Raw genomic sequence first — 19,373 nt, 5'->3', positions numbered from 1 at the left:
ACGGCTGGGCCTCCCGCTCACATTCTTGTCGCACCGATGTCGGCACGAACGACGGGCCTCCAGCTAACGGCAAGAGCCGCCGCAAGAGTCGCTACAGTGAGGCATCCCCACAGCAGGGCCGGGTCAACCTCGAGCAGCCCCATGAGCGCGGCCGGGGCGCATGCCATGCCAAGTCCGGTGGAAAGCTGGAAACGCACCAGGGCGCGGCCCAGTTGCGCCGGTGGCGTGGCCGCGATCGCGAGGGCGGTTCCGCTTCCGGTGTAGAGGATCTCGCCCAGGGTATAGACGACGCCGAACACGGCGATGGCCCCCGCCCCCATCGCCTCGCCCACCCAGAAGCCCAGATAGGACAGGCCAAGCACCACCCCCGAAGCGGCGTAGGCCGCGCCGCGGGCCCATTTTGACAACCATTTGACGATGGGCACCTGAAACAAGATCACTAGCACCGTGTTGCCTACGAACAGAGCCGCCGGCCAGACAGCGCTTGCCTGCATCCGGGTCACGAGCAACGCCGGCAACACCACCTCGAGCACGCTGAAGCACATGGCGAAGGGGAGGTTGGCCACGAGCAGTACGGCCATGCTGGGCGGAGTGCCGGTACCGTGGTCGTGCTTCGACTCCACGGCAGTCACTCTTGTCGATAGCGCGAGCCCGCCCGCGACAAGGAATGCGAGGGCGGTGATGGCCATCAGGCCGTTCAGGACGTTCCCGCCACCGGCCACGGCGATCATCGCAAGCAGCGCGCCTGCGCCGAGCCCGGCGTTGCGCACCGCTCGCGCCATCGCGAGCGCGGCATCCCGTTCGCGGCCCTGTCTGAGCGCTGCCACCACCGCCGCGTGCGCTGCGGGGAAGGACTGACCGCCGATCCCCAATAGGGCCGACGCAGTGGCGAAGGCGACCGATCCGTGGCCTGCAAGCAGTACGACTACCCCGGCGACGCGGACGAACAGCGTCGCCGCGACCACTGCCGACCGCGCTCCCCGGTCGATCCACCGGCCCACGAGTGGGAGCACGGCAAGTCCTATCAGCAAGCCCGCCGACAGCGCGACACCCGCCTCGCCCACCCCCAACCCGAGCACGGTCACGCCATAGAGCACCAGGAACGGCCGTAACATCCCGCCGCCCACCGAATCGACCACCAAGGCCGCCACATATCTGCGCACGCCGTCGAATGTCCCCGCAGCTAGGCTGGGACGCTCGCGGGTTGACGGGGATCGTCAACCCGCGGGCGGTCGGGCCGGGTGGGCGGGCACCATGGGGAGCATGGCCATCTCGATCGACATCACCAGCGTGGCGCAAGAGCGGTTCCTGGTCGCGCCCTCGCCGTTGGCCGAGCTGACCTCGATGCTGCATGCGCTGTCCGAGCCCGGCCACCACCCGGCACTGCACGGCTGGATCGCGGCCACCTCGGCCTCACTCAAACCGGAACTCAGCGAGCGCATGATCGAGGCCGACTTCCTCTGGCGGTCCTCACGTGCCGACTTCTTCGTGCCCAGTCGGCCGCAGGCCACGCTGGCGGAGGAGTTGGACGAGATCGATCGGCTCGACGACGAGACGTACGTGTTCTCGGCGTTGATAACCACCAGCTGCGGCTCGACGCCGCTGTACCGCCGCTTCTCGCGCGAGAAGGCGCTCGAGCTGGCGTTTGCCCGCGGCCCTCGGCAGGCCGAGTTCGCCGAGCGGCTGCTGGCCGACCCGCCGCGTGTGCGGACGTGGGTACGGCACCTGCTCGAGGACTGCGAGCAGGCGTTCTTCGCTGAATCATGGGCACGAGTGCAGCACCAGCTCGCCGCGGACTCCCGGCATAAGGCGGACCTGCTGGCGCACCACGGTCTTTCGGCCATGCTCACCGCCGTGTCACCGTCGGTCTCGCTGCAGGACAACCGGATCGTGGTCGACAAACTGCAGGACAACGCGACTGCCGCGCACGGCGGCGGGGTCACCTTCATTCCCAGTGCCTTCGGACACCCCCACCTGCTGGTGGTGCACGCCCCGGGCTGGCAGCCCGTGATTCAATACCCGGTCGCCGAACCGGGCCTGCCACACCCGATCTCGCTGCAGGGCGTGCAGCGGCGTATGGACGCCCTCGCGCACCCGGTGCGGCGTAGGCTCGCCCGTACCATCGCCCGCGGACCGCACACCACCGGCGAACTCGCCGACGCATGGCAGCTGACCGCGCCCGAGGTCTCCCGGCACCTGGCGGTGCTCAGACAGGCCGGTTTGGTGACCGTCGGCCGACGCGGGCGATATGTGCTCTACCAACTCGACCTCACCGTCTGCGCCCGACTCGGCGCAGACTTCGTCGAGGCGATCCTGCGTTAGCCCCTCGGCTGACGTTTCGGATCGGTTCTTGGTTCGTCAATTCTGCCCGCACAACAACGACCAGAATATCCGATTCTTGCTATTTGTTTCCGAGGGCAAGGTTGCCAAGAATCGCGTCCACCTCGACGTCCGGTGGCTCCCGGCCTGCGGGGGGAGGGGCGGATGGCGGCGCTGGAGGTCGAGTGCGACCGGCTCGCCGCGCTGGGGGCGACGCGGGTGCGTCGCTACGAGCCCGATCCCCCGATGGGCGCCGGCTTCATCGTGATGGCCGACCCCGAAGGCAACGAGTTCTGCCTGGACTGACGCAGCTCAGCCCGTGGTCACGGGAGCCGTGGCCAGTCCTGCGGCCGAGGCGTGGCCGGCGGTGGTGAGGCGTCCCAACCCTCATGATCGACCGCCGTCGGGGCTGCCGGGCGGGCCTGAGACACTAGGCGCGCTCCCAGCGCGGAGCCCTGGTGCGCGTCCGGAAGCGGGCCAGGGCACCCGTCCGGTGGCTCCGGTGGCGCCGCCGGAGCCACCGGACGCCTTCCGCGCCCCTGAATACTCCGTGACGGCGTGCGCGTCCGGGCGGAAAACGCCTGGTGGCCGCTGAGGAAACGGCCATTCGGCATGATCAGTTACTGGAAGGGATCGCGCCGGTCACAGCCGTCCCGCTACCGTACTGGTAACACGCGCGTAGCCCGTCCTGGCGGGAGCACCCCGTCCGGTGGCACGCGCCGGGCATGGGATGGGTCGGTGAGCCATGGCCGGGTCACAGTCCGACGGTCGGCTGTCGGAGGTCAAGTTCCTCACCGTCGCCGAGGTGGCGACGGTGATGCGGGTGTCCAAGATGACGGTCTACCGCCTCGTGCACAGCGGCGAGCTGACCGCCGTGCGGGTCGGCCGGTCGTTCCGGGTGCCCGAGCACGCGGTGCACGAGTACCTGCGGGGCGCCTTCCAGGAGACCGCCTGATCCGTCCCCGGTATAACCCTGCCGAGTGCGACGTAACGGGCATCGACGGGGGCGCGTTGGTCCTGCTGACGCTCTCCGGCTACCCTGGACCGGACCGTGACCTGACACCGGTGCGCCCCACCGCCCGCCAGTCGGTCCGGTCCGTTGTCCGCAAGCGGTCGTCGACGCCACAGCGTGGTGTCATCCGGTCCGCCCCGCACGTTGCAATCGAAAGGCTGTCGTCGTATGGGCTCGGTGGTCAAGAAGCGCCGCAAGCGCATGGCTAAGAAGAAGCACCGCAAGCTGCTGCGCAAGACCCGCGTCCAGCGTCGCCGTCTCGGCAAGTGACCCGGGCCGGGCCCCGGCCCGGCATCGACGTCGCTTGCCAACTGTCGACCCTCGGAGGCTCAGGTGATCAGGCCGCGGTTGCCCCGGCTCGATCCCCCCTGCCGAGGTAGGTGCACGACATGACCCCCGGTGGCACCCCAGGTGCCCCGGGGGTGGTTGTCGTCACCGGCACTGGTCGCTACCTCGGCGCCCACGTCGCGGCCCGCCTCGCCGCCGACCCGCGGATCGAGCGGGTGATCGGCGTCGACCCGGCCGCCCCGAACCCGGAGCTGGCCGGCCTGCTCGGCGGCGTCGAGCTGATCCGGATCGACCTCGACTCCCTCGGCGGCCTCCTCGCCGACCTCGACGTCGACGCCGTCGTGCACCTCGCCCTCGTCACGGCCCCCGACGCGCAGCAGGGCGGGCGGTCGGCGATGAAGGAGCAGAACGTCATCGGCACCATGCAGCTCCTCGCCGCCTGCCAGCGGGCGCCCCGGCTGCGCAAGCTCGTGGTCCGCTCGTCGACCGCCGCGTACGGGGCGTCGTTCCGCGACCCGGCGGTCTTCACCGAGGAGACCGAGCCGCGCGAGGTGCCGCGCGGCGGCTTCGGCCGCGACATCCTCGACATCGAGGGGTACGTCCGCGGCTTCCGCCGCCGCCGTCCCGACGTCACCGCCACCGTGCTGCGGTTCGCGCCGTTCATCGGCTCCACCGCCGACACCACGCTGACCCGGTACTTCTCCCAGCCGTTCGTGCCCACGGTGTTCGGGCGGGACCCCCGGCTGCAGTTCGTGCACTTCGACGACGCGCTGGAGGTGCTGCACCGGTCGGTCGCCGAGGACCACCCGGGGACGTACAACGTGGCCGGGCCGGGCGTGCTCGCCCTGTCCCAGGCGATCCGCCGGGCCGGCCGGGTGGGTGTCCCGGTGCTCGAACCGGGCCTGTCCGGGGCCGCCGCGCTGGCCCGCAACCTCGGCTTCGGCCGGTACGGCCTGGACCAGGTCGACCTCTTCGTGCACGGCCGGGTGGTCGACACCTCCGCGCTGGAGCGCGAGTACGGCTTCACGCCCCGGTCGACCGTCGCCGCGTTCGACGACTTCATCCGCGCTCACCAGGGCGGGGTGGTGGTCACCCGCGATCAGCTCGCCGCCGCCGAACGGGCCGTCCTCGACGGCATCCGCCAGGTGCGTTCGGCCGTACGGGAGCAGCCGTGAGCAGGCCGGACGAGCAGGGCGGGCGGCCCGGGGCCAACGGCCGGTACGACGTACCGCTGGTCGTGGCCGGCCCGGACGGGGAGCCGACGCGGCGCAACGGCCGTCACCCGACCTCGGACGCGGCCCCGACCTCGGACGCGGCCCCGGCCCCGACCCCGGCCCCGACGGGTGAGCCGGCGGCTTCCGCACCACGGGAGCCGGCGGTTTCGGACGGGCCCGGGGACGTGTGGGACCGGCGGGTCGCGTCCGGGCTGGCGTTCCTGCGCCGCCGGTTCTCCGGCGACTACCCGGTGGACGAGTTCGGCTTCGACCCGGACCTGACCGAGTCGGTCTTCCACCCGGTGCTGCGGATGCTCTACCGGGACTGGTTCCGCACCGAGGTCACCGGCCTGGAGCACGTGCCGGCGGACGGGGCCGGCCTGGTGGTCGGCAACCACTCCGGCACCGTGGCGCTGGACGCGCTGATTCTCTCGGCCGCCCTGCACGACCAGCACCCGGCCCACCGCTACCTGCGGCTGCTCGGCGCCGACCTGGTCTTCCGGATGCCGGTGCTCTCCGCAGTCGCCCGCAAGACCGGCGGGACGGTCGCCTGCAACCCGGACGCCGAGCGGCTGCTCGGCTCCGGCGAGCTGGTGGGCGTCTTTCCCGAGGGTTTCAAGGGCGTCGGCAAGCTCTACTCCGACCGGTACAAGCTGCAACGCTTCGGCCGGGGCGGGTTCGTCTCGGCGGCGCTGCGCACCGGCACCCCGATCGTGCCGGTGGCCATCGTGGGCGGCGAGGAGATCTACCCGATGCTCGCCGACATCAAGCCCCTCGCCCGGCTGCTCAAGCTGCCGTACTTCCCGGTCACGCCGACGTTCCCGTGGCTCGGCCCGCTGGGGATGGTGCCGTTGCCGAGCAAGTGGCTGATCGAGTTCTGCCCGCCGATCCCGACCGCCCACCTCACCGAGTCCGCCGACGACCCGCTGGTCGTGTTCAACCTCGCCGACCAGGTCCGGGAGACCATCCAGCAGACCCTGCACACCCTCCTGGAACGCCGCCCCGACCCCTTCGGCCCCTGACCCCAAACCCCCACACCCCGCACCCCCCACCCAAGGCGTTGATCAAGAGGTTTACGTCAGGAATCCCTCGTGGGATGACGTAAACCTCTTGATCAACGTGTGCCGGCGGGGTGGGGGCAGGGGGCTGGGGTGGGGTTGGGGTGGGTCAGTGGGGGTGGCGGCGGCGGTGCAGGGCTAGGCCGGCGCTTACTGCGCCGGCCAGCAGCCCGGCCGCTGCCGTCGACGGCAGGGCGATCCTGAACGCCCGCCGGCCGGTGCGGAAGTCCCGCACCTCCCAGCCCCGTTGGCGGGCCTGCCGCAGCAGGGTGCCGTCCGGGTTGATCGCCACGGCCCGGCCGACGGTGGAGAGCATCGGCAGGTCGTTGGCGGAGTCGCTGTAGGCGGAGCAGCGCGACAGGTCCAGCCCTTCGACCTCGGCGAGCTGGGCCACCGCCTCGGCCTTGGCCGGGCCGTGCATCAGGTCGCCCACCAGCCGGCCGGTGTACGCGCCGTTGACCACCTCGGCCACCGTGCCGATCGCTCCCGTCAGGCCCAGCCGGGCCGCGATCACCCGGCCGATCTCGACAGGCGCGGCACTGACCAGCCAGACCCGCTCGCCGGAGTCGAGGTGCCGCTGCGCGAGGCGGCGGGTGCCGACCCAGATCCGGGGGGCCATCAGCTCGTCGAAGATCTCCTCGGCGAGCCGTTCCACGTCGTCCACCCGCCAGCCCTCGACGAAGGCCAGCGCGGCCTCCTTGGCCTGCGACATGTCCCCGGCGTGCTCGGTGGCGAGCACCCGGAACCGCAGTTGCTGCCAGGCGAACCGGGCCAGGTCGCCGGTGGTGAAGTACTTCCGGGCGGCGAGGCCACGGGCGAACCAGTAGATCGATGCGCCCTGCATCATCGTGTTGTCCACGTCGAAGAACGCGGCGGCCCCCGGGTCGGGGGCGACCGGGGTGGCCGGCGCGGCCTCGGTCTCCGCCCAACCGGCCGTGTGACCGTGGCGGTCGGTGCTGACCGTCATCTTGCGGGTACGGGCCACGCGACCTCCCTCGCTCGACGACCCCGACCAGTGCCTTCCACACGAGCGTAGCCGGACCGAATGGCCGCCCGGACCGTCGAGCGGGAACTGTGGCGCACACTGCCCGTCCGCTGGTGAGAGGCCCCGCCGGCACCCCGGGAGGGGCGGGACGGGGGAGCGCCTGGGCCGCGAGCCGCCGTGCGCCTGGGCCGCGAGCCGGGAGCCGCCGTGCAGCTGGGCCGGGAGCCGGGAGCCGCCGTGCAGCTGGGCCGGGAGCCGGGAGCCGGGAGCCGCCGTGCGCCTGGGCCGGGGGTGGGTGGGTCAGCGGTCGCCGGGGCAGGCCGCGGGGGTCGGGCCGAGCGCGTCGCTGCCGGCCGGGGACGGCAGCTCGCAGTCGATGGCCGCGCGCAGGGCGTCGGAGCGCTTCCGGATCGCGTCGAGCAGGGCGAGTGATCGGCGGACCCGGTCCCGCTCCGCCCGGCTGGCCCCGTCGAGCAGGTCGCCGACCGCCCGGCGCTGCCCGGCGACGAAGGTGTTCACCGCGTCCAGGCCGGCCGGGTCGGTGCGCTGCGCGGCGGCGCTGGTCAGCAGCCGAACGCCCTGGCGGCTGTCCGAGTCCATGTCGTCGAGGACGGCCTCGAAACCGAGCCGGTCCCCGCGCAGCGCGGCGGCCTCGTCGAGCCGGGTGCGGGCGAAGTCGAGGAAGAGCTGGCCCCGGCTGAGGTCCGAGCTGGCCAGCGCGAGCTGGGCCCGCTCCGTGGAGCGCTTCATGCCGTACAGGGCGTCGCCGGGGACCGCGTTCTCGCTGGCGGTGGAGATGCCGGAGACGGCGATGGCGCCGGCGGCCACCCCGACCAGGATGGCGGCCCGGGCGCGGGCCCGGCGGGCGGTCACGGCGGGCAGGAACGAGCCGCGCTGCCCGGCGGCGACGGCACCCCGGTGGCCGGCCGGCCCCGCCTCGGTCGACCCGGTCGCCGTGGCGCCGGCACCCTCACGCTCGGCCGTGGCGACGAGCATCGCCCGCAGCCCGGTGCGGAAGCCGGTGTCGATCTCGACGGTCGGGGGATCGGCGTTGAGCTGTCGGCTGACCGCGACGAGCGCGGCGAGCTGGTCGTCGGCCCGGGACCTGACGTGGTGACGTCGGCCGCCGTTGGCTTCGTCGAGAAGCTGCGCGAAGCGCTCGGCGCGCCGGCGGGAGAAGAGGTAGCTGTCCACCGCAGGCACCTCCTCTCGCTGGTCACGGCCGGTCGGCCGCTGTCCTCACCAGCGACCGGCGGCAGCGCGCGCCGACGAACGAAAGGCCGTGGCCGGCCGCGCTGTCCGGACCGTGGGGCCCGGGGATGCCGGGGCAACCACCGGTCGCACCCGGAGAAACGCTCCGCGCTGGGCACGGGTTACGGGGCCGGCGGGAGCGAAACCACGAAGAGTGATGGCCGTCACGCTGTGGTGGGCGTCGATCCATCGTCCGGGGGGCGGGTGAGCAGGGCAACCTTCGCTGCCGGGGTGTCGACCGGAAGCCCTGCGGGCCACGGCGGCCGGGTCGGGGCCGACCGGGGGAAACCGGGTCGGGGCCCGCTGCGGCGGTCGGATCAGGGCTGGAAACCGTCCGGCAGGAGCCGGGCCAGGGCCCGGACCGCGCGGTACTGCAACGCCTTGATCGCGCCCTCGTTCTTGCCCATCGACCGGGCGGTCTCCGCGACCGAGAAACCCTGGAGGAACCGCAGCACGATGCACTCCTGCTGCTCCGGGTTGAGCTGCTTCACGGCGGTGAGCAGCGCGACGTTGGTGATGTGCTCGACGACGGCGGCCTCCGGGCTGCCCTCCGGCCCGCGATCCTCCCGGTCGGCGTCCAGCACGTCGCCGGTGGTGACCTCCAGCCGGTACCGCCCGGACTTGAAGTGGTCGGCGACCAGATTCCGGGCGATGGTGACCAGCCACGCGCCGAGGTCCCGCCCCTGCCAGGTGAAGCTGCCGATCCGCTTGAGGGCGCGCAGGAACGTGTCGGAGGTGAGGTCCTCGGCGAGCTGTCGGTTGCCCACCCGGAAGTAGACGAAGCGGAAGACCGTGTCCACGTATCGGTCGTAGATCAGCCCGAACGCCTCGGCCTCGCCGGCCTGGGCGCGCTCGATCAGCGTCCAGACCTCGGTGGCCGGGTCGGACGGGTCGGGCCGGCTCGGGTAGCCGGTCGGCGTGCCGCCAGGCCCGGCGGGCGGGCCGGCGGGCACCGCCGGCAGCACCGCGGTCTCGGTCGCCGCCGGGTCGGTCGTCGGCGGCGTGTCTCCGGTGCGCCGGCCCTGGGCCGGCATCAGCGGCCTGGCCGGCGAGGCGACCCGGCCGCCGTTGCCCCCGGGCGCGGCCGGGCGAGGTGGGGCCTCGTTGTGGTGCGAGCGGTTGGGCAGACGTCTGGACGCCCCGTCGCCGTGCATGGGCTGGCTCCACATTTCGTCCGAGCCGCGCGACACGCCCAGCCGTTCGTTGAGGGCGGCGTGGGCCGCTGCGGCCAGCCCGCCCGGTCGCTCTGCGTAGCTGAAACTGGTCACCGTGCCTCCCCGGTCCGGTCCCACGCCGGCCGCCGACACGCCGCCGCGTGGGCGGGGCCAGGATGGCCGGGCAGAGTCCTTACGGGATGTGCCGACAGGCGGCAGATCCCCTTGAGGTGTGGGTCCAATGCGCTCACAGGCACGGGGGCCTCCTCGGGCTGAGGGGTGTCGACTCACGGCAAATGGGGTGAGCCGACCCGAGTGATGATAGGGCCAACGTCACCCGTGCGTGGCAAGTCCGTTACACAGGGCGGAAGTATTTCCGGCCCTGTCGCACCGATGGCGGACCGGTTGTCCGTCGCGCGTGATTGACTTTCGCCCGGGGAGCTGGTTCGTAGTGGAACCCCAGGTCAACGGGCTGGTGTCGGCCCCTCCGGTGGGCCGCCGGCCGGCGTGCGACCGGTGCCCGGGGACGGTGCCGACGGGGCCCGGGCGCGGCGTCTGGCCCGGCTCGGGCGTGGCCGGTGAGACGAGGCTGTGCCAGACTCTGCCACCGTGCAGCACGCAGCCGACGACTCCACGCCGAACCTCGTCGAACGGCTCCGCCGGGCGGCGGCCGACCACGGCGACGTCCCGCGTTGCGCTGGCGGGACACCACCCTGACATGGTCGCAACTGGACGCCTCGGTGACCGCAGTCGCGCACGCCCTGGCCGCCCCCGGCCGCCCGACCGAGCCGGTGCCCCGCTCACCCTCCGTGTCGGCCGACCGTCCACCGTCCCCCGGCGGCAGCCCCGGGCCTACCCAGGCGAATCCCGCCCCGCGCGGTCTGGCCGCCGGTGCCGGCCGCCCGGCCCGGGTCGCCCTCGCCCTGCCCAACACGCCCGACTTCGTGGTCGGCTACCTGGCGGCCCTGAGCGCCGGCCTGGTGGCGGTGCCGCTCAACCCCGGCCTCACCGGCCCGGAGCTGCGACACGCGCTGGCCGACTCGGGCGCGGCCGTGCTCATCTGCACCGAGTGGGTGGCCGACCTGGTCGCCGGCCTCACCGCCGAGCTGCCCGCGCTCGCCGCCGTGCACACCTCCCCGCCGGCCGGCGCCGGGCAGCCCGGGGCCGGCTTCCCCCGGCGGGGCGGCGACGACCTCGCCGTGCTGCTCTACACCTCGGGCACCGAGGGGCGGCCGAAGGGCGCGATGCTGCCGCACCGGGCGCTCGCGGCCAACCAGGCGCAGGTGGCCCGGATCGACCCGCCGGTGGTCGGGCCCGACGACACCGTGCTGCTGGCCCTGCCGCTGTTCCACGCGTACGGGCTCAATGCGGGGCTGGGCGCGGTCGTCCACCATGGCGCGACCGGGGTGCTGGTCGACGACCTCGCCCCGGCCGCCGCGCTCGCCGAGATCGCCCGGCACCGGGTCAGCGTGCTGGTCGGCGTACCGTCGATGTTCCTCGGCTGGTCCACGGCGGACCGCGACGCGGCGACGGCGGCCATGGCCGCCGTCCGGGTCGCGGTGTGTGGCGCGGCGCCGCTGGAGCCGGCCGTCGCGGCGCGGTTCACCGAGGTCACCGGCCGCGCGCTCCACGTCGGGTACGGCCTGACCGAGACCGCCCCGGTGCTCACCTCGACGCTGGTCGGCGGGGTGCCGAAGGCCGGCTCGATCGGCCGCCCGCTGCCCGGCGTCGAGCTGCGCCTGGTCGACCGGCTCGGCGAGCTGATCATCGTCAACGGCTTCAACGTCTACCCGCACGAGGTGGAGGCGGTGCTCGCCGAGCATCCGGGGGTGGCCGAGTCGGCGGTACTGGGTGTGCCGCACCCGTGGACCGGGGAGACTGTCCGGGCGTACGTGGTGCCGGCGCCGGGTCGCCCGGCGACCGGGGAGGAGCTGCTCGCCCACTGCGCCCGTAACCTGGCCCGGTTCAAGTGCCCGACCGCCGTCGAGTCCGTCGACGCGCTGCCGTACTCGGCGATCGGCAAGGTGCGCAAGACCCAGCTCAGGCCGGCGCCGTCCCCGGTGGTGCCGGCCGACATCCGCACGGAGGTTCCCGATGTCCAGTGACGCCCGGCTCGCCCTGATCACCCGCCCCGGCTGCCACCTCTGCGAGGACGCCAAGACGGCGCTCGACCGGGTGGTGGCGGTCACGGGGGACCGATGGACCGAGCGGGACGTGACCGGCGACGTGGAGCTGGAACGCGAGTACGGCGACCGGCTGCCGGTGGTGCTGCTCGACGGCAAGGAGCACGGCTACTGGCGGGTGGAGGAGGAGCGGCTGCTGCGGGACCTGACCACCCCCCAGCTCTGAAGCCCGCGCCGCCGGTCTCCGCCCCGCCCGCCCTTCCCCCCGGGTCGGGGCGGGTCCTATCGTGCTGGGATGACCCCTGCGCGTCCCCATCTGGTGTGGGACTGGAACGGCACCCTGCTCAACGACCTCGACCTGGTGGTGGCGGCCACCAACGCCGTCTTCGCCAGCGTGGGCGGCCCGACGGTCAGCGCGGACGAGCACCGGGTGCGGTTCCGCCGCCCGATCGCCGACTACTACGCCGAGGTGCTCGGCCGGGCCGTCGACGACGCGGCGTTCGGCGAGCTGGACCGGATCTTCCACGACGCGTACCGCAGCGGGCTGACCACCTGCGCGCTCGCCGACGACGCGGCGGTGGCGATGGCGGCCTGGCCGGGCGGCCAGTCGCTGCTGTCGATGTGGTTCCACGACGAGCTGGTGCCCGCGGTGCACACCCACGGGCTGACCGGCCGGTTCGTCCGGGTGGACGGGCTGCGCGCCACGGTCGGCGGGGACCGCAAGGCCGAGTCGCTGGAGCGACACCTGACCGAGCTGGGGGTGGACGGCCGCGACGTGGTGCTGATCGGGGACTCGATCGACGATGCCGACGCCGCCGAATCGGTCGGCGGCCGGGCCGTGCTCTACACGGGCGGGTTCACCGACCAGGCCCGGCTGCGCGCGTCCGGGCACCCGGTGGCCGACACCCTCACCGAGGCGGTCACCCTCGCCGCCACCCTCCGATGACCGCGGCCGGTCAGGTGCGCAGGTAGGTCAGCACGGCCAGGACGCGGCGGTGCTGGGTGGTGTCCGGGGGCAGGCCCAGCTTGGTGAAGATGTTGCGGACGTGCTTCTCCACCGCCCCGTCGGTGACCACCAGGGCGCGGGCGATGGCGGTGTTGGAGTGCCCCTCGGCCATCAGGGCCAGCACCTCGCGCTCGCGGGGGGTCAGCTCGCGCAGCGGGTCGTCGCGCCGACGACGGACCAGCAGCTGGCCCACCACCTCCGGGTCGAGCACGGTGCCGCCGGCGGCCACCCGGGCCAGCGCGTCCATGAACTCGTCGATGTCGGCCACCCGGTCCTTGAGCAGGTAACCCACCCCGCCGCCGCCGGCGCCGCCGGTGGTGGCCAGCAGGTCGTCGGCGTACGACACCTCGACGTACTGGGAGAGCACCAGGACCGGCGTACGCGGGACCAGCCGGCGGGCCTCCACGGCGGCGCGCAGCCCCTCGTCGGTGTGCGACGGCGGCATCCGCACGTCGACGATCGACACGTCCGGCCGGTGGGTCACCACCGCCTCGACCAGCGCGTCGCCGTCGCCGACGGCGGCCACCACCTCGTGCCCCTGTTCGGTGAGCAGCCGCACCAGCCCCTCCCGGAGCAGCACGGCGTCGTCCGCGATGACCACCCGCATGATGCTGATGTCTACCACGTCCGGGTCGGCGGCCGGACCGTCGACGCTCACAACGGCAGTTCCGCCCGGACCTCGGTCGGGCCGCCGGCGGGGCTGACGACGTCCAGCCGGCCACCGGCCGCCCGCACCCGGTCGGCGATCCCGGCCAGGCCGTGCCCCTTGGCCAGGTGCGCCCCGCCGTGGCCGTCGTCGGTCACGCCGACGGCCAGCCGGCGCTCGTGCCAGGTCACCGCGACCGCGCACTCCGTCGCCCCGCTGTGCTTGGCGACGTTGGTGAGCGCCTCGGCGACCACGAAGTAGGCGGTGCTCTCCACGGCCGGGTCGAGCCGTCCGCCGGGAACCTCCAGCCGGGGGTCGATCCGCAGCTCGACCGGGACCAGCCCGCGCCCGGCCAGGGCCGCCAGCGCGCTGGGCAGCCCCCGGTCGACCAGGATCGGCGGGGCGATGCCCCGGGACAGGGCGCGCAGCTCGGCGAGGGTGTCGCGGGTCTGGGTGACCGCCTCGTCGATGGTCCGGCCGGCCGCCTCCGGGTCGGTGGCGAGCTGCTGGCGGGCCCGGCTCAGGTCCATCGCCAGCCGGACGAGGCGCTGCTGCGGGCCGTCGTGGATGTCCCGTTCCAGCCGGCGCAGCGCGGCGGCCTCGGCGGAGACGGCGGCCCGCTTCTGTTCCTCCAGCACGGTGATCCGGTTGCGCATCTCGGCCACCCCGGTGAGCAGGGCGCGGGCGAAGCCGGCCTCGAGCCGCGCGCACCCCCGGGCCACCATCGGCAGGGTGATCAGGAAGAACACCCCGATCGCGGTGTTCAGCCCGATCCGGGCGGCGGGGGAGTCGCCCAGGCCGAGGAGCTCGTTGAGGTCCTGGTTGCCGGGGTCGTGCGGCAGCGCCCAGTCGTACGCCCAGTAGAGGCAGCCGCTCAGGGTCCCGGCCCACCAGGTGACGGTCACCACGAAGGTGACAACGGACACGATCAGCTTGAGGATGCCGTGGGCCAGGTCGAGCCAGGACTGGGCGTCCCGGATCGGCATGAAGATCCGCCGCCAGACGCCCGCGCCGGGTTCGGGCTGCCGGTAGTCCGGCCGGATCCGGGCCTGGCCGAGCACGGCGGGCAGCCGCAGCCGCTCGATGTCGGCCAGCCCGCGGGCGACGTAGAGGGTGCCGGTGAGGACCGGAAGGCCGATCACGGTCACCACCAGCCCCAGGCCGAGCGCCAGCCCCACCAGCAACACCACGAAGCTGGCCAGCGCCAGGGGCAGGCCGAGCAGCACGTAGTTGGAGTCGTGCAGGAGTTGGCGGGGGACGCTGGGCGAGGTGGCGGGCGGGTCGGCGGCGGCAACGGCGGTCATGGTTCGAGGCTAGGCAGCCGGACCGTCCGGCCCCATCCCGTCGTCCGGCCTTTCGCCCGTAGGGCCAGCCCTACCAGGCGCCGCCCGGCCGGCGCGCGATTAGTGAGGGAAGTCGGGATTGAGCAATAATCGGCGAGGCGGTGCGGGGCCACCGGATCGATCTTGTGGAACGGAGGGGCAGGTGGAGGCGGGTTACCGGTCTTCAAGATCGCGATTTGTGCGTGTCTTCACAAGCGCCTACTCTGTAGTTCCGACGCGTCCTGCTAGCACAGCCGGCAATCTCGGTCGCCAGCGGGAGTCCCGATACGGCCGGCCTCTTGAGCTGTCCGAGGATCGCACCGCACGGAGTCTCATGAGTCAGCAGCACCGTCACCCTGGCGCGCCCGGCCGCGCCGGTGCCGTACCGGCGCTTCCGGACCTGCCCGAGGCGACCGTCGCGCGGCTACCCGAATACCTTCGCGCCCTGCACAACCTCGCCGAGTCCGGTCACGAGACCGTCTCCAGCGAGGGCCTGGCCGCCTCGGTCGGGGTCAACTCCGCCAAGCTCCGCAAGGACCTGTCCCACCTCGGCTCGTACGGCACCCGGGGGGTCGGCTACGACGTCGCCCTGCTGGTCGAGCAGATCGAGTTCGTGCTCGGGCTCACCCAGCGGCGGGCCGTCGCCCTGGTCGGGGTGGGTAATCTCGGTCACGCCCTGGCCGGCTACGCAGGCTTCGCCAGCCGCGGCTTCCGGATCGCCGCGCTGCTCGACGCGGACACGTCCCGGGTCGGCGAGGTGATCAACGGCCTGGTCGTGCGGCACGTCGACGAGCTGCCCGCCATCGTCGCCGAGGAGTCCATCGCGATCGGCGTGATCGCCACCCCGGTGCCCGCCGCCCAGGCGGTCGCCGACCAGCTCGTGGCCGTTGGCGTGACGAGCATCCTCAACTTCGCGCCGTGCGTACTCTCGGTGCCGGAGGGGGTCGACGTGCGCAAGGTCGACCTCGCCATCGAGCTCCAGATCCTGTCCTTCCACGAGCACCGCAAGGCGTCCCTGACCGCGCTGCCCGCCACCGGCGGCTCCGCCCTCACAGCCCTGCCCGGCGGGCTCGCGGCCACCGATCCCCAGGAGGCGATCGGCACGTGAAACTGCTCGTTGTCGGCGCGTCCTACCGCACCGCTCCCGTCGCCACCCTGGAGCAGTTGGCGGTCGCCCCCGCCGACCTAACCCGAACACTGGACCTCCTGGTCGCCCAGCCGTACGTGAGCGAGGCGGTGCTGGTCTCCACCTGCAACCGGGTGGAGGTCTACGCCGCCGTGTCCGGCTTCCACGGCGGGCTCGGCGACATCTGCTCCGTTCTCGCCGAGCAGGCCGGCGCCCCGGCCAGCAGCCTGGCCACTCACCTCTACGTGCACTACGACGCCGTCGCCGTGGACCACGTCTTCCGGGTCGCGGCCGGGCTGGACTCGATGGTGGTCGGCGAGGCGCAGATCCTCGGCCAGCTCCGTGACGCGTATCACTGGGCGACCGGCGCCGACTCGGCCGGCCGGCTGCTGCACGAGCTGATGCAGCAGGCCCTGCGGGTGGGTAAGCGGGCGCACGCCGAGACCGGGATCGACCGGGCCGGCCAGAGCGTGGTGAGCGCCGCGCTCGGCCTGGCCGCCACGCAGCTCGACGGCGAGCTGGCCGGGCGCCCGGCCCTGGTGGTCGGGGCCGGCGCGATGGGCGCGCTGGGCGTGGCGAGCCTGTCCCGGCTCGGCGTGGGCCAGCTCACCGTGACCAACCGGGGGGCCGACCGGGCCATGCGGCTGGCCGAGTCGTACGGCGCCAGCGCGGCGCCCATGGCCGAGCTGACCGACGTCCTCTCCACAGTGGACATCGTAGTGGCCGCCACGGCGGCGACCGAACCGGTCCTCACCCTCGACGTGGTCAGCCGGGCGCTCGCCGACCGCGACCCCGACCGGGGGACGCTCGTGCTGCTCGACCTCGCCGTCCCGCGCGACGTGGAGGCCGGCGTGGCCGCCCTGCCCGGCGTCGAGGTGATCGACATCGACCGGATGGCGGCGATCCTCGCCGACGGGCCGGCCGCTGCCGACGCAGCGGCCGTCGAGCGGATCGTGGTGGGCGAGGTCGAGTCCTTCCTCACCTGGCTGCGCGGCGCCGACGTCGCCCCGACCGTGGCCGCGCTGCGCGGCCGGGCCGAGGACGTGGTGACCGTCGAGCTGCGCCGGCTGGCCCAGCGCCGCCCCGACCTCAGCGACGACCAGCGCGCCGAGGTGGCCCGTACGGTGCACCGGGTGGTGCAGCGGCTGCTGCACCAGCCCACGGTGAAGGTCCGCCAGCTCGCCGCCGAACCCGGCGGCGACCAGTACGCCGCGCTGCTGCGCGAGCTGTTCGACCTCCAGGTCCCACAGACCTCCCCGGTCGACACCGTCCCCGACGTGGTCGACACCGACACCACCCCGTACCCCGGAGGCGACAGATGACCGCCCCTTTGCGCCTCGGCACCCGGGGCAGCGCACTGGCGATGGCCCAGTCCGGCCACGTCGCGGCGGCGCTCACCGAAGCGACCGGCCGAAAGGTGGAGCTGGTCGAGGTGGTCACCGCCGGTGACCGCTCGGCCGCCCCGGTGCACCGGCTCGGCGTCGGCGTTTTCGTCTCCGCGCTGCGCGACGCCCTGGCCGCCCGGACCATCGACTTCGCGGTGCACTCCTACAAGGACCTGCCCACCGCGCCGCCCCCCGGGCTGCACATCGCGGCGGTGCCGGCCCGGCAGGACCCGCGCGACGCGCTGGTCGCCACAGGCGGGCGCACCCTCGCCGAGTTGCCGCCCGGCGCGGTGATCGGCACCGGAGCGCTGCGCCGCATCGCCCAGCTGCACGCGCTCGGGCTCCAGCTTGAGGTCACCCCGATCCGCGGCAACGTGGACACTCGCCTGGCGCGGGTCCTCGGCCCGGACGCCGACCTCGACGCGGTCGTCCTCGCCCGGGCGGGGCTGGCCCGGCTCGACCGGGCCGGCGTGATCACTGAAACGCTCGACCCGATGCTCATGCTGCCCGCGCCCGCCCAGGGCGCGCTGGCCGTGGAGTGCCGGGTCGACGACCCGGGCCTGGTCGAGCTGCTCGCTGTGCTCGACCACGCACCGTCCCGAGCCGCAGTCACCGCGGAACGGGCGTTGCTGGCCACCCTGGAGGCAGGGTGCAGCGCACCCGTGGCCGCCTATGCGGAACTCGCCGAAGGTGACGTCGGCGAGGAGATCTACCTGCGCGGGGCGGTGATCAGCCCGGACGGTTCCCGAGACCTTCGGCTGTCCCGCACCGGAACGCCCGCCGACGCGGCGGAGATCGGCAAGGCACTCGCCGCCGAACTCCTCGACCTCGGCGCCGACTCGATCCTCGGCCTAGACGGACACGCCGGCCCGGGGACCCAGCAATTTGGGAGCACAGAATGACCCGCACCCGTAAGCCCGTCGGCCGCATCGCGTTCGTCGGGGCCGGTCCCGGCGACCCGGGCCTGCTGACCCGCCGGGCGCACGACGCCCTGGTGGACGCCGACCAGGTGGTGTACGACCGGGGAGTCCCCGAGTCGCTGCTCGACGCCGTCCGCGCCCAGGCCCGGTCCGACGCCCAGTTCACCCCGGCGGAGGGCGTGCCGGGAGACGTGGCGAAGGTGCTGATCTCAGCCGCCCGCTCCGGACAGAACGCGGTGCACCTGGTCGCCGGTGACCCGTTCGGCCACGACTCGGTGGTCAAGGAGGTGCAGGCGGTCGCGCGTACCGCCGCGCACTTCGAGGTGGTCCCGGGCGTCGGCCAGGCCGAGGGCGTCGCCACGTACGCGGGCGTGCCGCTGCCGGGCGTCCGCACCGCCGCAGACGTCGAGGACGTCACCACGCTGGACTTCGACGCGTTGGCCGCAGCCGTCGGCCGGGGCTCGCTCGCGCTCGCCGTGGACGCCGGCGACCTGGCCGCGGTCCGTGACGGCCTGCTCGCCGCCGGGATCGACGGCACCACCGGCGTCGGGGTGACCGGCGACGGCACCGGGGATACCCAGTACACGACCACGTCGACCGTCGACTCGTTCGTCGCGGCGGCGCTCGGCTTCACCGGCCGGGTGGTGCTCACCGTCGGCGAGGGCGTCGGCCAGCGGGACAAGTTGAGCTGGTGGGAGAACCGGCCGCTGTACGGCTGGAAGGTGCTCGTCCCCCGGACCAAGGAGCAGGCCGGCGCGATGAGTGCCAGGCTGCGCGCGTACGGGGCGATCCCGTGCGAGGTGCCGACGATCGCGGTCGAGCCGCCGCGCACTCCCGCCCAGATGGAGCGGGCGGTCAAGGGCCTGGTCGACGGCCGGTACGCCTGGGTGATCTTCACCTCGGTGAACGCCGTCCGGGCGGTCTGGGAGAAGTTCGCCGAGCACGGGCTGGACGCCCGGCACTTCGGCGGCGTCAAGATCGCCTGTATCGGCGAGGCCACCGCGGACGCGGTCCGCGCGTTCGGCATCCAGCCGGAGCTGGTCCCCGCCGGGGAGCAGTCCTCCGAGGGGCTGCTGGCCGAGTTCTCGCCGCACGACGAGATCCTCGACCCGGTGGGCCGGGTGCTGCTGCCACGCGCCGACATCGCCACCGAGACGCTCGCCGCCGGGCTCACCGAGCGCGGCTGGGAGGTCGACGACGTGACCGCGTACCGGACGGTCCGCGCCGCCCCGCCGCCCGCCGAGATCCGGGACGCGATCAAGTCGGGCGGGTTCGACGCGGTGCTGTTCACCTCGTCCTCCACCGTCCGGAACCTGGTCGGCATCGCCGGGAAGCCGCACGCGCGTACCGTTGTTGCCGTCATCGGGCCCAAGACTGCGGAGACCGCGACGGAGTTCGGCCTGCGGGTCGACGTCCAGCCGCCGCACGCCTCGGTGCCCGACCTGGTGGAGGCGCTCGCCGCCTACGCCGTCGAGCTGCGCGAGAAGCTCGCCGCCATGCCGGCCAAGCAGCGTCGTGGCTCGAAGGTGCAGGGGCCGACCGCCCTGAGGTTCCGCTAGTCGCT

The 19,373-nt window shown here is 73.5% G+C and carries 19 protein-coding genes; 13 read left to right on the top strand and 6 right to left on the bottom strand.

The window, feature by feature from the left end:
• Positions 1-17 precede the first annotated feature (17 nt).
• Positions 18-1,163: an MFS transporter gene (locus GVV04_RS08160; protein WP_161686132.1), complete on the bottom strand. Its 1,146-nt coding sequence runs from the start codon at positions 1,161-1,163 to the stop codon at positions 18-20.
• A gap of 100 nt (positions 1,164-1,263) precedes the next feature.
• Here GVV04_RS08160 and GVV04_RS08155 point away from each other — a divergent pair, with 100 nt between their 5' ends.
• From GVV04_RS08155 to GVV04_RS08130, 6 genes are all read left to right on the top strand, one after another.
• Positions 1,264-2,322: a DUF5937 family protein gene (locus GVV04_RS08155; RefSeq protein WP_161686130.1), complete on the top strand. Its 1,059-nt coding sequence runs from the start codon at positions 1,264-1,266 to the stop codon at positions 2,320-2,322.
• 162 nt (positions 2,323-2,484) lie between these two features.
• Positions 2,485-2,625, top strand: a complete 141-nt coding sequence (locus GVV04_RS34740; protein WP_235965731.1) for a VOC family protein — start codon at positions 2,485-2,487, stop codon at positions 2,623-2,625.
• Positions 2,626-3,064: 439 nt separating this feature from the next.
• Complete coding sequence (locus tag GVV04_RS08145) at positions 3,065-3,274, top strand: helix-turn-helix domain-containing protein (protein WP_007465625.1); 210 nt, start codon at positions 3,065-3,067, stop codon at positions 3,272-3,274.
• Positions 3,275-3,499: 225 nt separating this feature from the next.
• On the top strand, positions 3,500-3,601 hold the full coding sequence (locus GVV04_RS08140; RefSeq protein WP_007465623.1) for a 30S ribosomal protein bS22: 102 nt from the start codon (positions 3,500-3,502) through the stop codon (positions 3,599-3,601).
• A 119-nt stretch (positions 3,602-3,720) separates the two neighbouring features.
• The gene (locus tag GVV04_RS08135; protein WP_161686128.1) at positions 3,721-4,794 is read left to right on the top strand and encodes an NAD-dependent epimerase/dehydratase family protein; all 1,074 of its coding nucleotides are present in this window, start codon (positions 3,721-3,723) and stop codon (positions 4,792-4,794) included.
• A gap of 224 nt (positions 4,795-5,018) precedes the next feature.
• On the top strand, positions 5,019-5,855 hold the full coding sequence (locus GVV04_RS08130; RefSeq protein WP_161686780.1) for a lysophospholipid acyltransferase family protein: 837 nt from the start codon (positions 5,019-5,021) through the stop codon (positions 5,853-5,855).
• Between the two features lie 145 nt (positions 5,856-6,000).
• On the opposite strand, the gene GVV04_RS08125 is transcribed toward GVV04_RS08130, so the two are convergent.
• From GVV04_RS08125 to GVV04_RS08115, 3 genes are all read right to left on the bottom strand, one after another.
• On the bottom strand, positions 6,001-6,858 hold the full coding sequence (locus tag GVV04_RS08125) for an HAD family hydrolase (protein WP_201753190.1): 858 nt from the start codon (positions 6,856-6,858) through the stop codon (positions 6,001-6,003).
• Between the two features lie 318 nt (positions 6,859-7,176).
• On the bottom strand, positions 7,177-8,070 hold the full coding sequence (locus GVV04_RS08120; RefSeq protein WP_161686124.1) for a DUF5667 domain-containing protein: 894 nt from the start codon (positions 8,068-8,070) through the stop codon (positions 7,177-7,179).
• A gap of 374 nt (positions 8,071-8,444) precedes the next feature.
• Entirely contained in the window at positions 8,445-9,296 is an 852-nt protein-coding gene (locus GVV04_RS08115; protein ID WP_235965864.1) for an ECF subfamily RNA polymerase sigma factor, BldN family, read from the bottom strand.
• A 725-nt stretch (positions 9,297-10,021) separates the two neighbouring features.
• Here GVV04_RS08115 and GVV04_RS08110 point away from each other — a divergent pair.
• The 3 genes from GVV04_RS08110 to GVV04_RS08100 all read left to right on the top strand — a co-directional run bounded on the left by GVV04_RS08110 (position 10,022) and on the right by GVV04_RS08100 (position 12,350).
• Positions 10,022-11,386 carry an AMP-binding protein gene (locus tag GVV04_RS08110; RefSeq protein ID WP_328822264.1) on the top strand — a complete coding sequence of 455 codons (1,365 nt, stop codon included), beginning with the start codon at positions 10,022-10,024 and terminating at the stop codon, positions 11,384-11,386.
• Positions 11,376-11,630 (top strand): glutaredoxin family protein, encoded by a 255-nt coding sequence (locus GVV04_RS08105; protein ID WP_161686120.1) that lies wholly within the window; start codon positions 11,376-11,378, stop codon positions 11,628-11,630. The genes GVV04_RS08110 and GVV04_RS08105 overlap by 11 nt, the downstream gene beginning before the upstream one ends.
• Before the next feature lie 69 nt (positions 11,631-11,699).
• A complete protein-coding gene (locus GVV04_RS08100; RefSeq protein ID WP_161686118.1) occupies positions 11,700-12,350 on the top strand; it encodes an HAD family hydrolase in 651 nt (216 codons plus the stop codon).
• A 10-nt stretch (positions 12,351-12,360) separates the two neighbouring features.
• Here the strand turns inward: GVV04_RS08100 and GVV04_RS08095 are convergent, their stop codons facing one another.
• Both GVV04_RS08095 and GVV04_RS08090 read right to left on the bottom strand, forming a co-directional pair.
• A complete protein-coding gene (locus GVV04_RS08095; RefSeq protein ID WP_161686778.1) occupies positions 12,361-13,017 on the bottom strand; it encodes a response regulator in 657 nt (218 codons plus the stop codon).
• A 47-nt stretch (positions 13,018-13,064) separates the two neighbouring features.
• On the bottom strand, positions 13,065-14,360 hold the full coding sequence (locus tag GVV04_RS08090; RefSeq protein ID WP_161686116.1) for a sensor histidine kinase: 1,296 nt from the start codon (positions 14,358-14,360) through the stop codon (positions 13,065-13,067).
• Between the two features lie 352 nt (positions 14,361-14,712).
• Between GVV04_RS08090 and GVV04_RS08085 the strand changes: the two genes are divergently transcribed.
• From GVV04_RS08085 to GVV04_RS08070, 4 genes are read left to right on the top strand one after another with little or no spacing between them, the layout of a single operon-like run.
• A complete protein-coding gene (locus tag GVV04_RS08085) occupies positions 14,713-15,486 on the top strand; it encodes a redox-sensing transcriptional repressor Rex (protein ID WP_161686114.1) in 774 nt (257 codons plus the stop codon).
• Complete coding sequence (locus tag GVV04_RS08080; RefSeq protein WP_161686112.1) at positions 15,483-16,826, top strand: glutamyl-tRNA reductase; 1,344 nt, start codon at positions 15,483-15,485, stop codon at positions 16,824-16,826. The genes GVV04_RS08085 and GVV04_RS08080 overlap by 4 nt, the downstream gene beginning before the upstream one ends.
• The gene (gene hemC / locus GVV04_RS08075) at positions 16,823-17,791 is read left to right on the top strand and encodes a hydroxymethylbilane synthase (protein ID WP_161686110.1); all 969 of its coding nucleotides are present in this window, start codon (positions 16,823-16,825) and stop codon (positions 17,789-17,791) included. The genes GVV04_RS08080 and hemC overlap by 4 nt, the downstream gene beginning before the upstream one ends.
• Complete coding sequence (locus GVV04_RS08070) at positions 17,788-19,368, top strand: bifunctional uroporphyrinogen-III C-methyltransferase/uroporphyrinogen-III synthase (protein ID WP_161686108.1); 1,581 nt, start codon at positions 17,788-17,790, stop codon at positions 19,366-19,368. The genes hemC and GVV04_RS08070 overlap by 4 nt, the downstream gene beginning before the upstream one ends.
• Positions 19,369-19,373 lie beyond the last annotated feature (5 nt).

It is taken from the genome of Micromonospora rubida, assembly GCF_009908295.1.
Classification (GTDB): Bacteria; Actinomycetota; Actinomycetes; order Mycobacteriales; family Micromonosporaceae; genus Micromonospora; species Micromonospora rubida.
Note: the sequence above shows the minus strand (reverse complement) of the source record. Positions and strands in the feature narration are given on the sequence as shown.

What these genes read in the sequence shown, in the direction of transcription:
- GVV04_RS08155 (WP_161686130.1), top strand. Translation starts at nt 1,264, where the DNA reads ATGGCCATCTCGATCGACATCACCAGCGTGGCGCAAGAGCGGTTCCTG.
- GVV04_RS34740 (WP_235965731.1), top strand. Translation starts at nt 2,485, where the DNA reads ATGGCGGCGCTGGAGGTCGAGTGCGACCGGCTCGCCGCGCTGGGGGCG.
- GVV04_RS08145 (WP_007465625.1), top strand. Translation starts at nt 3,065, where the DNA reads ATGGCCGGGTCACAGTCCGACGGTCGGCTGTCGGAGGTCAAGTTCCTC.
- GVV04_RS08140 (WP_007465623.1), top strand. Translation starts at nt 3,500, where the DNA reads ATGGGCTCGGTGGTCAAGAAGCGCCGCAAGCGCATGGCTAAGAAGAAG.
- GVV04_RS08135 (WP_161686128.1), top strand. Translation starts at nt 3,721, where the DNA reads ATGACCCCCGGTGGCACCCCAGGTGCCCCGGGGGTGGTTGTCGTCACC.
- GVV04_RS08125 (WP_201753190.1), bottom strand. Translation starts at nt 6,858, where the DNA reads ATGACGGTCAGCACCGACCGCCACGGTCACACGGCCGGTTGGGCGGAG.
- GVV04_RS08115 (WP_235965864.1), bottom strand. Translation starts at nt 9,296, where the DNA reads ATGTGGAGCCAGCCCATGCACGGCGACGGGGCGTCCAGACGTCTGCCC.
- GVV04_RS08105 (WP_161686120.1), top strand. Translation starts at nt 11,376, where the DNA reads ATGTCCAGTGACGCCCGGCTCGCCCTGATCACCCGCCCCGGCTGCCAC.
- GVV04_RS08100 (WP_161686118.1), top strand. Translation starts at nt 11,700, where the DNA reads ATGACCCCTGCGCGTCCCCATCTGGTGTGGGACTGGAACGGCACCCTG.
- GVV04_RS08095 (WP_161686778.1), bottom strand. Translation starts at nt 13,017, where the DNA reads ATGCGGGTGGTCATCGCGGACGACGCCGTGCTGCTCCGGGAGGGGCTG.
- GVV04_RS08090 (WP_161686116.1), bottom strand. Translation starts at nt 14,360, where the DNA reads ATGACCGCCGTTGCCGCCGCCGACCCGCCCGCCACCTCGCCCAGCGTC.
- GVV04_RS08085 (WP_161686114.1), top strand. Translation starts at nt 14,713, where the DNA reads ATGAGTCAGCAGCACCGTCACCCTGGCGCGCCCGGCCGCGCCGGTGCC.
- hemC (WP_161686110.1), top strand. Translation starts at nt 16,823, where the DNA reads ATGACCGCCCCTTTGCGCCTCGGCACCCGGGGCAGCGCACTGGCGATG.
- GVV04_RS08070 (WP_161686108.1), top strand. Translation starts at nt 17,788, where the DNA reads ATGACCCGCACCCGTAAGCCCGTCGGCCGCATCGCGTTCGTCGGGGCC.